At 68.6% G+C, this 14,291-nt stretch carries 6 protein-coding genes; 4 read left to right on the plus strand and 2 right to left on the minus strand.

What is annotated here, in order from left to right; translation table 11 throughout:
* Positions 1 to 13: 13 nt before the first annotated feature.
* The 4 genes from DBO33_RS06075 (at position 14) to DBO33_RS06090 (ending at position 11,947) form a co-directional block, all read left to right on the plus strand.
* On the plus strand, positions 14 to 5,125 hold the full coding sequence (locus tag DBO33_RS06075; RefSeq protein WP_107654139.1) for a non-ribosomal peptide synthetase: 5,112 nt from the start codon (positions 14 to 16) through the stop codon (positions 5,123 to 5,125).
* Positions 5,122 to 9,654, plus strand: coding sequence for a non-ribosomal peptide synthetase (locus DBO33_RS06080; RefSeq protein ID WP_234390709.1), 4,533 nt, complete (start codon positions 5,122 to 5,124; stop codon positions 9,652 to 9,654). The genes DBO33_RS06075 and DBO33_RS06080 overlap by 4 nt, the downstream gene beginning before the upstream one ends.
* A 95-nt stretch (positions 9,655 to 9,749) precedes the next feature.
* Positions 9,750 to 10,844 (plus strand): MAB_1171c family putative transporter, encoded by a 1,095-nt coding sequence (locus DBO33_RS06085; protein WP_107654141.1) that lies wholly within the window; start codon positions 9,750 to 9,752, stop codon positions 10,842 to 10,844.
* Complete coding sequence (locus tag DBO33_RS06090) at positions 10,841 to 11,947, plus strand: MAB_1171c family putative transporter (RefSeq protein WP_107654142.1); 1,107 nt, start codon at positions 10,841 to 10,843, stop codon at positions 11,945 to 11,947. Before DBO33_RS06085 ends, DBO33_RS06090 begins: the two co-directional genes overlap by 4 nt.
* On the opposite strand, the gene DBO33_RS06095 is transcribed toward DBO33_RS06090, so the two are convergent.
* Together DBO33_RS06095 and DBO33_RS06100 are read right to left on the minus strand one after the other, a co-directional pair.
* Entirely contained in the window at positions 11,916 to 13,262 is a 1,347-nt protein-coding gene (locus DBO33_RS06095; protein WP_107660024.1) for a SagB family peptide dehydrogenase, read from the minus strand. The genes DBO33_RS06090 and DBO33_RS06095 overlap by 32 nt on opposite strands.
* Positions 13,263 to 13,307: 45 nt before the next feature.
* Positions 13,308 to 14,288, minus strand: coding sequence for an ABC transporter substrate-binding protein (locus tag DBO33_RS06100; protein ID WP_234390710.1), 981 nt, complete (start codon positions 14,286 to 14,288; stop codon positions 13,308 to 13,310).
* Positions 14,289 to 14,291: the final 3 nt, after the last annotated feature.

Raw genomic sequence — 14,291 nt, forward strand, 5'->3', positions numbered from 1 at the left:
GCGAGGGAATTGCATGTCGAACAACGAGCCGACGACCGCGCTGGATCGGCGCAAGGAGCTGCTGCGCCGGCGTCTCGCCGAAAGCGGCCTTGCCGCGGCACCGGTCGCCGCCGCCCCGGTGCGGCGGGCGGAACCCGGTGTACCCCAGCCACTCTCGCCCGGCCAGCGCCGCATGTGGTTTCTGCAGACGCGCGATCCCGACGACGTCACCCTCAACATCTGTGTCGCTTACCGGCTGAACGGTGCGCTCGACGAGGCACGGCTGCGCGCCGCGGTCGCGACGGTCGTCGCACGGCATGCGGTGCTACGCACCACCTACGGCGTGGATGCCGACGGCGAGCCCTATCAGCTCGTCCGTTCGGACCTCGAATCGGCGTGGCAGGTGCATGATCTACGTGACCTGCCCGAAATCGGCCGGGCGAGCAGGCTCGAAGTGCTCGCGCGGCGGGAGTTCAACAGGCCGTTCGACCTGACCGCGGAGCCGCCGCTGCGAATGTCGCTGGTGCGCACCGGGAACGAAGAGTTCGCTCTGGTCCTGGTGGTGCATCACATTGCCTGGGACGACAACTCGTGGGCCGTCTTCTTCGCCGAGCTCAATGCCGCATACAACGGTGCCGCGCCGCTGCCCGAGCTCGGCCCGCAGTTCATCGATGTCGCGGTGCCCGGCACGTCTGCGGGCGACGATGCCGGCCTCGAATACTGGCGCCGGACCTTGCGTCCGCTGCCGGAAGCCCTGGAGCTACCCGGGAACGCGCGGGCCGGTACCGGTCCGGCCAAGCAGGCCGAACGCCGGACCCTGGCGCTGCCGGGGGCGCTGGTCGACCGGGTGGAGACCTTTGCCAGGGCGCATGCGGCCACCCCGTTCATGGTGTGGCTCGCCGCCTTCGACGCGGTGATCCACCGGTACACCGCCGCAACGGATTTCCTGGTCTCGGTCCCGGTCACGGTGCGCGAGACCGCGGCGGCCGAAGCGCTCATCGGTTACTTCGGCAACACCCTGCTGCTGCGCGCCACGGTCAGTGCTGACACGACCTTCGCCACCTTCGTTGCCGCCGTCCGCGATAGCTGCACGGGCGCGTTCGCGCATCAGAGCGTCGGCATCGATCGTGTTGTCCGCGAGGCGAACCCGGATCGGGTCAGCGGCCGCGACGGCCTGGAGCAGCTGGTGCGGCTGGGTTTCAGCGTGCGGAAGAGCGCCGATGGCTTCGCCTTCGACGGCATCGACTCGACCCAGCTGGACCTGGCCGGCCAGGTCGCGCAGGTACCGCTCGGCCTGACTGTGGTGCTGGAACCCGAGGGTGCCTACCTCGAGGCCGAATACCAAGTGGCCGTGCTGGAACCGGAGTTGGTCGAGCAGCTGCTCGACCACTGTGTGCAACTGCTCGACAGCGCGCTGACCACCCCGGACCGCAAGCTGGGCGACATCGATATCCTCGGCCCGAACGACCGCGCCACAATCTTGGCGCTTTCGCACGGCGAGATCGTGCCTACCTCGCGGGCCACGCTGGTTTCGCTGTTCGAGGATCGGGTGCGTGCGACCCCGGACGCGCCGGCCATCGTCGCGCCCGGCGAGCGCGGCACCGCCGACCTCGAACTGGACTACGCCGCACTGAATCGGCGCTCGAATCGTTTGGCGCACTGGCTGATCGGTCAGGGCATCGGTGCCGAGCAGACCGTCGGATTGCGGTTGTCGAACTCGGTCGAGTTCGTCGTCGCGGTCTTCGCTGTGCTGAAGGCGGGGGCTGCCTACCTGCCGATCGACCCGGCCTATCCGGACGAGCGCATCGATTACCTCGTCGCCGACGCCGCGCCCAGCCTGGTGCTCGGCCGGGTCGAACTGGATGCCGCCGAGACGGCCGCGACCGGCCTGCCGGACACCGATCCGACCGATGCCGACCGGGTGCGGCCGCTGCGCCCCGGCAACCTCGCCTACGTCATCTACACCTCCGGCTCCACCGGAAAACCCAAGGGTGTCCCGGTCGCCCACGCCGCCATCGCCGAGCACATCTCCGCCTTCGTCGCCGAATGGAGCATGACCGCCGACGACCGGCTGCTGCAGTCGTCGTCGGTCAGCTTCGACGCGTCCCTGCTGGACATCTTCGTGACCTTGACGCTGGGCGCGCGGCTGGTGATCCCGAAACGTGATGCCTTCCGCGACATTCCCTACGTGGCGGAGTTGATCACCCGCTGCGGTGTCACGGTGTTGCACATGGTGCCGTCGATGCTGAGCACCTTCTTGCTGCTGCCCGACGTGAGCGAATGGCGGGCGCTGCGCCATGTTCCGGTCGGCGGTGAGGCGCTGCCCGGTGAGGTCGCCGACAAGTTCGCCGGCGTTTTCGACGCGGAGCTGCGCAACCACTACGGCCCGACCGAGGCGGTGGTGTGCGCCACGCACATGCCGGTGGACGGACCCCAGGGCACGCGGATCGTGCCGATCGGCGTGCCCAATCAGAACGTCGCCGTGTACCTGCTCGACCGGGCGTTGCAGCTGGTGCCGACCGGCGTGGTCGGCGAAATCTATCTGGGTGGTGCGCAACTCGCGCGCGGCTACCTGAACCGGCCCGGCGCGACGGCCGAACGATTCGTCGCGGATCCGTTCGGACCCGGCGCCCGGCTGTACCGCACCGGGGATCTGGCCCGGCGCAACAGCAACGGCGAGATCGAGTTCGTCGGCCGGGCCGACGAGCAGGTGAAGGTGCGCGGGTTCCGGATCGAGCTCGGCGAGGTCGAGGCCGCGATCAGCACCCACCCGGCGGTCGGTCACTGCGTTGTCACGGTGGTCGCGGATCCGGCGGTCGGCCCCATGCTGGCCGCGTACCTGGTTCCCGCCCCGGCCGAAACGGGCAGCGGGAGTATCGATCTGGAGCAGGTGCGCCTGCATGCGGCGGCCGTACTGCCGGAATACATGGTGCCCCGCGCGTTCGCGGTGATCGATGAGATCCCGCTGACCATCAACGGCAAACTCGACAAGCGAGCGCTGCCCGACCCGACGCCTGCCGTTGAGCGCCGGTACCGGGAACCGGCTACCGCCACCGAGCGGCGCATGTGCGCGATCTTCGCGCGACTGTTCAAGCTGGAGCGAGTGGGCGCGGACGATTCCTTCTTCGAACTCGGCGGCCACTCGTTGCTGGCCGCCCGGTTGGTCGCGCAGATCCGCGCTGAGTTCGGGGTCGAGTTCGACGTGCGCGTCGCCTTCGACACCCCGACGGCGGCGGGTCTGGCGGAGCGGTTGGTCGCCCAGTTCCGCGCCGAGTTCGACATCGACCTCGACGCGGTGGAACACGATGAACCTGCCGAAAACCGCTCGGCGGCAACGATCTCGGACCGGCCGCTGTTGGAGCCACGGCCGCGCCAAGGCCTGATTCCGTTGTCGTACTCGCAGCTCGCGATGTGGTTCCAGTGCTGGATGGAGGGCCCGAGCGCGGCAGGCAACCTGCCGTTCGCGGTCCGGCTGGACGGACCGCTCGACCATGCCGCGCTGACCGCGGCGGTCGGCGACGTGGTGGCCAGGCACGAGGCGCTGCGCACCACCTTCCCCGAAAGTGGCGGTGTGCCACACCAACTCGTGCACCCGGCCGACGAGGTGCCGGTGCCGATCACGCGGATCGACGCGGATCGGATCGATGCGGAGCTGGCCGAGATCGCGCGGTATCGGTTCGCGCTGGACGGTGAACCGCTGCTCCAGGTGCGGTTGCTCGAGGTCGATGCGCAAACGCACGTGCTGTCCCTGCTGGTACACCACATGGTCGCCGATCATGCGTCGTTCGGCGTCTTCCTCGCGGATCTGGTCACCGCGTATCGGGCGCGCATCGACGCCGGACGGGCCCCGGAGTGGGCACCGCTGCCGGTCCAGTACGCCGATTACGCACTGTGGCAGCGAGAGGCCTTCGACCAGGGCACGGCAGGCACCCCGAGTCCGTTCGCACAGTCCCAGCTCGACTACTGGCGTAGCGCGCTGGCCGGGCTGCCCGACGAGATCGCGGTGGCGCACGATCGGCCACGTCCGCCGGTGCTCGGCAAGCGCGGCGAGGTGGTGACGTTCACCGTGCCGTCGGCGCGCCGGGATGGCTTGACGGCGCTCGCCGAACAGTGTGGCGCCAGCGAATTCATGGTCTATTCGGCGGTGGTCGCGACGGTGCTGCATCGACTCGGTGGCGGCAGCGACATCCCACTCGGCACCCCGGTGGCGGGCCGGGTCGACGAGACGATCGAGAATTCGATCGGCCTCTTCGCGAACATGGTGGTGCTGCGCAACGACCTGTCCGGCCGGCCGACCCTGCGCGACACGGTGATCAGGAGCCGCGATGTCGTGCTGGATGCGCACGGGCATCAGGAACTGCCGATCGAGCGACTCGTCGAGGCACTCAACCCGCCTCGGTCGCGCGCACGGAACCCTTTGTTCCAGAGCATGATCCACTTCCGTGGCGCGGATTGGGCACCGGCGGCCCTCGACCTCACCGGCTCCGGTGGCACCACGGCCACCGTCCTGCCGGTGGACTTCGACATCTCGTTCCTGGATCTGAATCTGAGTTTCACGGTGACGCCGACCGGCGGTTTGGCCGTCCGGGTCGTCGTCAACGCGGACCTCTACGACCCGGCGACCGCACAGCTGATCGCCGACGCGGTAGCCGCGACGCTGGACGCGTACGCCACCGCTGCGGATACCGCCGTCGCCGACCTGCGCATACTGCCGGAGTCCGACCTCGCGCGGCTGCTCGCGCCGCCGCTCGCCGCGGTACCGGCTGCGATGACCGTGGCGCGCCCAACGGGCGATGGACCGCGGACGCAGACCGAACAGACGTTGATCGCGCTGCTCGAGGAATTGCTGGAGATCACCGACGTCGAGGCGGACGACGGATTCTTCGCCCTGGGCGGTGACAGTGTGATCTCCATTCAGTGGTCGGCCCGCGCGGCCGCGCTCGGCGTGCCGCTCACGCCGCAGCTGGTGTTCGAGCATCCGACCATCGCGGAGCTGGCCGCCGCGCTCGACGCGGCCGCGGAACAACCTGCGCCAGAAACTGATCCGGCACAGCACGGGCAGGTGGCGCACGCGCCGATGAGTGCGTCCGGTCTGGACGCGGCCGCGCTGGCCGCACTGACCGCGTCGTGGCAGGCGCAGTCGTGACGGCGCCACCGCAGATCGAGGACATCCTCGCGCTCAGCCCGCTGCAGGAGGGGCTCTACTCGCTGTCGCAGTTGACCGGTGACGAGATCGACCTGTACACCATGCAATTCGTCGTCGACATCGACGGACCGGTGGACGTGGCGCTGTTGCGCGCGAGTGCGCAGGCCATGCTCGACCGGCACCCGAACCTGCGTGTGTCGTTCTGGGATCGGGAGGTGCCGAAGCCGGTGCAGATCGTGCCCACCCGGGCCGAGCTGCCATGGGCCGAACGGGTCGCGTTGCCCGCGGAATTCGCGGCGATCGCGGAGTCGGAGCGGCGGCGGCCATTCGATCTGAATCATGGTCCGGCACTGCGTATTCTGCTGCTCACCGTGCCGGGTAGCGTGCCCCGCCGGCGGCTGCTGCTGACCGCCCACCACATCCTGATGGACGGCTGGGCGGTCGCGGTGTTCTTCACCGAGCTGCTTGCGGTGTATCAGGCAGGCGGGTTCGCGGATTCGCTGCCCGCGCCGCGGCCGTATCGGGATTACATCGGGTGGCTGGCCGCTCAGGACAGCGCCGCGGCGCTGGACCGCTGGGCGGAGTATCTGCGCAAAGTCAGTGGTCCGTTGATGATTGCCGAGGGCACCGTCGGCGGCACCGAGGTGCCGGTGAAGACGCGACTCACGTTGCCCGCCGAACAGACCGCGCGCCTTCAGCAGTGGGCCCGCGCGCACGGGCTGACACTCAACACCGCCGTGCAGTTCGCCTGGATGGTCGTGCTCAGCAGGCTCACCGACCGCCGCGACGTAGTGTTCGGCACCACCATCTCCGGTCGGCCGGAACAGTTGGCTGGGGTGGAGGCCATGGTCGGCCTGTTCATCAATACGGTTCCGGTCGCCCATCGGCTGGATCGCTCGACGAGCGTGCTCGAGCAATGTGCGGTGCTGCAACGGGAATCTGCCGCCATGCGCGACGTCGGCTATCTGAGCCTGTCGTCCGTGCAGCGCACCGCGGGCCACGGTGCGTTGTTCGATACGCTTTTCGTGTTCGAGAACGCGCCGATCGGCGACGCGATCAACACCGTCACGGCGTCGGACGGCGCGCGTTTCCGGCCGATCGAGATGGAGAGCCTAGCCCACTATCCGTTGACGGTGGTCTCGCATCTCAGCGACGGTGACCTGGTTGTACTGGTGGAGGCGATGCCTGCGGCGCTGCCGCACCTGAGTCCCACCGAGATCGGCGACCGGTTGCTCTCGGTACTGCGGCAGCTCCCGGATATCGGTGACGCGGCACCCGATGCGCTCGACATTCTGACCGTGGCGGAGCGGGACGAATTCTATTCGCCAGCAACCGATTCGGCGCTGACAATGGAGTCGACGGTGTGGGAACTGTTCGAGCGACAGGCCGAACGCACGCCGGATGCGTTGGCACTGACCACGGGCGCGGGGGAGCAGTACACCTACCGCTCGTTGCACGCAGCGGCCTGCCGCTTGGCGGGCGAGCTGGCCGAACACGGCGTCGGGCCGGAAGCTGTTGTAGCACTGGTCTTGCCACGATCGGCACAATCCATCGTCGGCATCCTTGCGACGCTCGCTGTCGGCGCAGCCTATGTGCCGGTGGATATTTCGCTGCCCGCGGTGCGGATCGAATCGATTCTGCGTCAGGCGCGCCCCGCGCTGGCCCTCGCCACCGGCGGCACCCTCGACCTGTTGGACGGATACGCGGTCGACACCGTGGTGCTCGACGATCCGGCAGTGGCGGAACGCATTTCGCAACGCCCCGCGGCGACGCCGGCGGTGTACCGTTCGCCGTCGCACAGTGCGTACCTGATCTTCACCTCCGGCTCCACCGGCGAGCCGAAGGGCGTTGTCGGCACCAATGCCGCGCTGACCGGCTATTTCGCCGACCATAACGACCGCTGCTACCGCCCCGCGATGGCACGGCTCGGTCGTCCGCTGCGGATCGCGCATGCGTGGTCGCTCAGCTTCGACGCGTCGTGGCAGCCGATGGTCGGCCTGCTGGCGGGTCAGCAGATCCACCTGTTCGACGCCGAAGAAATGCGCGACGCACACCTGCTCGTCGAGGGCATGGCTCGGCACGACATCGACATGATCGACACGACGCCGTCGATGTTCGCGCAGCTCAGTGCGGCGGGCCTGCTGGAAAGGGAACTTCCGGTCCTGGCGCTCGGCGGTGAGGCCATCGATCTGGCGCTCTGGACTCGGCTGCGATCGCTGACCGGGACCGCCGTATACAACTGCTACGGGCCGACCGAGACAACCGTCGAGGCGGTGGTCGCCGCTGTCGCGGCCACCGAGACACCGACCATCGGCCTGCCGACGGCCGGAATGTCGGGCTATGTCCTCGATTCCATGCTGCGGCCGGTGCCGCGGGGTGTCGTCGGCGAGCTGTACCTGTCCGGAGTCCAGCTGGCCCGAGGTTATGCCGGCCAGGCGGGAACCACCGCCGATCGTTTCGTCGCGGACCCGCTTCGGCCGGGTCTGCGCATGTACCGCACCGGCGACCTGGTCCGCCGCCTGCCGCACGGCGGCTTCGGCTACCTCGGCCGCGCCGACGCGCAGGTGAAGGTCCGCGGATATCGCATCGAGATCGGCGAGATCGACACCGCCCTGCGTCGGCTACCCGGTGTGGACACCGCCGCGGTCACCGTCGTCCGCCGCGCCGGTGGCGCGAGTCTCGCCGGTTTCGTTGTCGGCAGGCCGAACCACGATCTCGACCCGGCCCGAATGCGGGCCGGTCTCGCGGAACGCTTGCCCACGTACATGATTCCGGCGCGGATCGTCGTGCTCGATCGGCTACCGGTGAACTCGAACGGCAAGCTCGACGGTCATGCGCTCAACCGGCTCGCCGAAGCGGCGCTGTCCGGCGGGCCGAGCAATGGTGGCGCTGCGGTCACCGAGACCGAACACGCGCTGTGCGAGGTCTTCGCCGAATTGTTCGACGGCCGGGCGCCCGGCGTGAACGAGGATTTCTTCGCGCTCGGTGTGGACAGCATCGTCGCGATCTCCCTCGTCAACAAGGCGCGGCGCCACGGCATCGCGGTAAGTCCGCGAATGGTGCTGGCCACCCCGACGATTCGTGAACTGGGTGCCGCTATCGATGCCGCGACAACCGCGTCGGCGAGCACCGAGGCGGCCGACTACGGTGCGGTACCGCCGCTACCGGTGGTGTCGTGGATGTACGAGTACGGCAACTTCCGCCGGTTCACGCAGACCGCGCTGCTGCGGCTGCCCACCGGGATCCCCGGCACCGCAGTGGAATCGGTGTTGCAGGCATTGCTCGACGGACATGACACGCTTCGCGCACAGCTGGTCGATACCGCGGACGGCCCGCGCTTGGTGACCCGGGCCCCGGGTGTCGTGGCGGCCACCGATCTCATCGACCGCATCGAGTGCCCGACCGCTTCCGACGCGGAGCTCGATGCGTTGATCGCGGCCTCTGCCCGCACCGCAATGGACCAGATCGATCCGCATACCGGCGCACTCGTCCGTGCCGTGTGGTTCACGGGTACGCACGACGGCGACATCCTGCTACTGGCCGTGCACCATCTCGCGGTCGACGTGGTCTCCTGGCACATCCTGCTCGGTGGCCTCGGCGAAGCGTGGGCCGCCATCGAAGCCGGGGCCACGCCGAAGCCGTTGCCCGAGTTCACTTCCTATCGCCGGTGGTCGCAGCTGATGGCTGAGCGCGCGACGGACCCCGCGGTGCTCGCGCAGCAGGAGTATTGGGTGAATCAGGTCAGCGCACCCGATCCGGTACTGGGTCAGCGACTTCCGGAGCCACCGGCCGACACCTGGTCTTCCCTGCGCGTCACGCCGGCGGTCACGCCCGTCCCCGTCACCGCGCGCATCCTTGCCTCGTTGTCGAAGGACGAAGGTGTCCGTGAATTCCTGCTGACGGCCCTGACGATGACGGTGGCGAGCTGGCGCAACGAGCGGAACCAGGAGGCGAGCGCAGGCGCGCTGATCGCGTTGGAGGGACATGGTCGCGCGGACGACCTGCTCGGCACCGACACCACGAATACCCTCGGCTGGTTCACCAGCGTCTTCCCGGTCCGCCTCGGCGTCGGCGCCGTCTCGATCGATGTCGCCCAGGCCGAGGCGGATCCGGCCGCGGCCCGTGCGCTGTTGAATTCGATTGCCGCGCAACTCGCTTCGATTCCCGCCGCAGGCTTGGACTACGGCCTGCTCCGGTACAGCGCCCGAACACCGGAACTACTGGCCGCCCCGGAGCCGCAGATCGAGTTCAACTACCTCGGCCGAGTCGATTTGAGCGGCAACGCGACCCAGTCGTGGTCGGTGATCACCGACACCCGCAACGACGCCCTACCCCTCGACCCCGAACCCGACCTACCCCTGCGCTACGCCCTCGACGTCATCTCCGGCATCGGCACCACGCCAGACGGCCCTCAGCTGTCCACCAACTGGCGCTGGAGCGCTGCACTGTTCACCCCCGCCGACGCCGACCACCTCGCCACCCTCTGGCAACGCGCCGTAGCCGCCCTGGCAGACGCGCTGGAGACCTGATCGGCACTCGCTTCAGCGAGCTCAAACCCGTAATCCGGATACCGTAAGATCGGCTGCCGCTGAGCAATCCGATGTAGAGGTCGAGGGAGGTACCGATGACCCCGCCGGTACCGGGTTGGTTCGCGGCTTCGGTGATCGGGTTCGGGTTCGTCGTGGTGGTCGCCCGTTGGCTGCTGGTGCGGGAGTCGATGACCAATCGGTTGGTCAACCGGATGCTGAGTTGGCAGACCGGGGCCGCAGCCATTGTGGAGTGGGGTGAAGGCACCGACTTCGCGGACCTGACGTATCGGGTGTTTCTGGCCTGCGGTGCGGTCACGGTCGCCAGTGCGTACGGCATTGCGGCCCTGCTCGCCGGGGCCGATCCGGCTACCGCCCGCCACCGACAGCGCGGGTATGACGCCGTCGCGGCTGTCGGTGCTGTGATCGTGGTGTTCCTCGGTCAGCAGGTGGACCCAACGGCACCGGGCTTCGGCTGGAAGTCGCCGCTGCTCTGGGCGATGTTCAACATCCCTGTCGCCGCGCTCTCGATCAACATCATTCGCGCTACCGTGCGTGATCTCCGGGTGGCGACCGCGACAACTCGCGAACGTCTCGTGTTCTCAGCGCTTTTCCTGGTCGCGGTGTATTGCATCTACTGTGCGGGCGCCTCCGGGGTGCAGGTCCTCGCCGGACAACCGTCGGACAGTCCGAGCGCGGACTGGACACTGGCCTCGTGCTTCAGCATGTTCGTGATCACCACGTTGCTGGTCGTCCCGGTGGTCAACGTGCTGCTGGCCAGGGCAGGGTGGGACCGCACCGGTCGTCATTACCGTCGCCTGTTCCCACTGTGGCGCGACCTCACGACGGCCGTGCCCGGCGTCGTGCTGGACCAGGGCCCCGCGCGCCGTGATTCCGAGTCGCGGCTGTACCGCAGGCTGGTCGAGATCCAGGACGCACTGCAACATTTGAAGCTGTATATGCCGCCGGGGGAGGAGCCGCCGCAGTCCGTCGACAGCTATGCCGCGCGAATAGCGCATGCCGCGAACAACAAGCTGCGCGGCCACGAGCCCGCGGTGCCGGTCTCGGCCGGTGATCGCAACGAACCGATCGCGCGGGACCGGGCTGCCGACCTCGAACGAATGCTGGAATTGGCAAGGGTGTGGCCGGGCACTCGCGTCGGGGTGCCGCGGCTGGATGGATCGCATCGATGACACTGCCCGCACCGGTGACAGCGCCGGCCCCGACGCCGGTGATCATCGCGGCGATCGCACTGCTGTGCGCGGTCACCCTGGCTCGCTGGCTGGTCATCGAGCCGACGCCCGCCTCGCGGCGGGTCAGTCGGGCGATCTCGTGGATATCGATCGGCTCGCTGGTGCACCAGTGCCTCGACGCCATCGGCTACGAAGAGCTGGCGATTCACCTCTATCTCTGCTGCACGGTGCTGGCCATAGCCGATCTGTACGGTCTGGCAAAGCTTTTCGCCGACGCCGATCCGGCTCGGGCGCGCGAACGCCAGCGCATCTACGACGCGGCCGCCGTCGTAGCCGGTATCGCGACGGCGCTCGTCGGGCGGACGGAAGGCACCGACACCGGCTTCTGGCTGCGCGCGATAGTCAGTTTGGCGGTGTTCAATGTGCCGTTGCTCGTGGCCGGGGTGCACATCATGCGTGCTTGTCTGCGCGATCTTCGGGTAGAGAACTCGCTGCTGAAGCGGGTTCCCTACATCGGTCTGCTCATGCTGACGACCGGGTGGTTCTTCGGCTCGGGCCTGGCCGTGCTGCGCGCCTTCGACGGCAAACCACCGGGGTACATATCGACCGAGTGGAGTCCGGTGTCGTGCCTGTTCTGCGTGCTTCTCGCGCTGGTGACCGGGGTGCCCTTGGTCCACGCGATACTGGCGCGCATCGGCTGGGATCGCACCGGGCGCGAGCTGCGCAGGCTGGAGCCGCTGTGGCGTGACCTCACCACGGCGGTGCCCGAGGTCGTACTGCCCGCCGGTCCGGGCCCGCGCGAGCCCGAGTCGCGGCTGTACCGGACAACGGTGGAGATCAGGGACGCGTTGCTGCATCTCAAACCGCATCTGTCGGCCGACGAGGGGCCCGGGACATCCGGGGAGACCTACGCGATGCAGATCGCCCGAGCCGCCCGCGCCCGCATGGACGGCATCGCTCCGACGGGTACCCGGCCGGCGCGCTTTCCCCAGATATCGGCACGGGACATGCGATCCGAGCTCGCCTACCTGCTCGACCTGGCGCGCCAGTGGCCGCGTGCCCGCGCCGCGATCAGTGATCCTGCGCCGGCGAGCCGACGATGATGCTGCCGACCGCGCACTCGGTCAGCTCGTCAACCCCGGCCGCGGCGGCGAAAGCGGCAGTGTCACTGAACCCTTGGGCGCACGCGCCGAGTCCCATCGCCGTCGCGGCGAGGTACACGGTCTGCATGACGACGCCGACGTGCTTCAAGATGCTGGCGTAGGCCACCTGCTCGTAGGTCCACATGACACGCCCCGATCGCGCGGCGAGCAGCAGCACCAGCTGCGGTTCGGCGCCCTCCGCGAGGGTCGCCGAGGTGGCGCGCAGCAACCGTTGTACCGCAGGCGAATCCAGGTCGGCGACCGGCCGCAGCACATGGTCGAACGAGTCGTAGTGGTACATGCCCGGCGCGAGCCCGTCGACGTGTCGCACGATCGGGTAGAGCTCGAGTTCGTAGACGCTGCCGCCCGACGGATAGGGCCGCGACGCCAATTCCTCACCGGGACCGGCACTTCGCACACCGCGGGTGCGTGCCGTCCGATACAGCAACTCGCCCAGCTGATCTCGGGTGATCGGGTCGGCGTCGTCGAACGCCCGGGTCGATCGCCGGTCCTCCAGCACCGCCGTCAGCGTCGGGTCCGCGGCCCGCAGCGCGGCGAGGTCCGGCGTCGCGAGCGGCGCCGGCTCGCCGGGATAATCCGGCTTGCGCGCGGGCGGCTGCGGATAACTGTCCTTGGCCCACTTGGTCGGGCCGAAGTGATCCCAGGTGACGGTGCGCTCGCCGAGCGTGCTGCGCCGGTGGAACCACAGGTCGGCGGCGTTCCAACTGCGCGTGGCGAAGTCGCGCTCCTCGTCCTCCGGATCCGCGACGAGGAATCCGCACCAGTGCAGATCGGCCGCGAGCTGCGACTTGATCGAGACCGGCAGCGGCGACTCGGCCGCGCCGAAACCGTCCAGCAGGGAAAGCAGTCTCGGATCGTGGATTCGCACATCGCACCAGGACAGCGGATGTTCGAGCACGAAACCGTCCGAGTCACGGTGCAGCACGGCGAACTTCNGGGCGGGCGGGCGGCCGAACGGCCGGATGCTGTACAGGTTGCGGCCGCCGTCGCGCACGGTGACCGACAGCCAGCCGCCGTCGGTCAGCCTGCCCATCAGCCCGGCGACATCCTCGGTACCCGAACCGGCGCATAGTTCCGAGACCGTCGCAGGCCCCTGATTCAGCGTGCGCAGCGCCTGCAGCTGTCCGCTGCCCAGACCGGACAGCTTCTCGTTGCGCGGCGGGTTGAGCAGCAGCGCTCCCGCGGGGGTCGTCAGGCAGGTAACACCCTCGCGCAGTGCGTATCTGGTCTGTTCGGGATAAGTGACGGCGGACAACACCGCTGACCTCCGCTTGTCGATCCGATGTGCTGGTAGCGCTGCCTATTTCGCCGCGGTGGCGAAGGCGGGCTCCAGTTTGGTCAGCATGTACGGCACCGACAGCGCGGTCGGCTGGTTGATCGCGCTGATCTCCTGGGTGGTGAGGAATACGATCGAGCCCTTCCGCACCGCGGGCAGGTCGGCGTAGCCGGGCAGCTGCCGGTACTTCTCGTCCAGGCCGGGGGAGTAGCCGGCGAGCACCAGGTCGGCGGTGATCTCGTCGACCCGTTCCGGGGACAGCGCCAGTCGCCCCTGGTTCGCGGGCAGGTCGGTGAGGTTCTTCGGGATGCTCATGCCCAACTGGGTGAACAGCTTGCTGGAGCCGTCGTTCGGATCGGTGAGCACCATGAGCTGCGCGGCGCTGGCCAACCAGGTGCTGGCGAAGGTCTTGCCCTTCAGTCCCGGATTGGCCTGCACGATCGTCTCGATCTTCTTGTCGACGTCGGCGATCACCTTGGTGGCGGCGTCCTCTTTGCGCAGCACCTTGCCGAGCGTGGTCACCAGGTCCGGCCAGGGCGCCACGGCGTCCTTGCCGAGCGCGGGCAGCGTCGGGGCCACCTTGGAGAGCTCGTCATAGGTTTTCTGGTCGGCGATGAACGGGTCGGCGAGGATGAGGTCCGGTTCCAGCGCCGCCACCTGTTCGGCCACATTGCCGACGGTGTTCAGAGCCTTCGCCGCGTCCAGCGTCTTCGGCGCCCACGGCGGCGTGCTCTTGGATACCGCGGCGACATTGTCCACATAACCGACCGGCGTCACGCCGAGCGCCAGCGTGGTGTCGAGCCACTGATTGCCGAGGGCGACGATCTTTTTCGGAGTGCCCGGCACCGTGGTCGAGCCGCGGGCGTGCGTGATGGTGACCGGCTCGCCGCCGGAACCGGCCTCGTCGTTCGACGAACCGCAGGCGGCCAAGCCCAGCGTCAGTGCGGCGGCGACGGTGGCCATCGTCGCTCTGGCCCAGCGTGCGGTCCGAACTGACTCCATCATGTG

It is taken from the genome of Nocardia suismassiliense (assembly GCF_900269665.1).
Classification (GTDB): domain Bacteria; phylum Actinomycetota; class Actinomycetes; order Mycobacteriales; family Mycobacteriaceae; genus Nocardia; species Nocardia suismassiliense.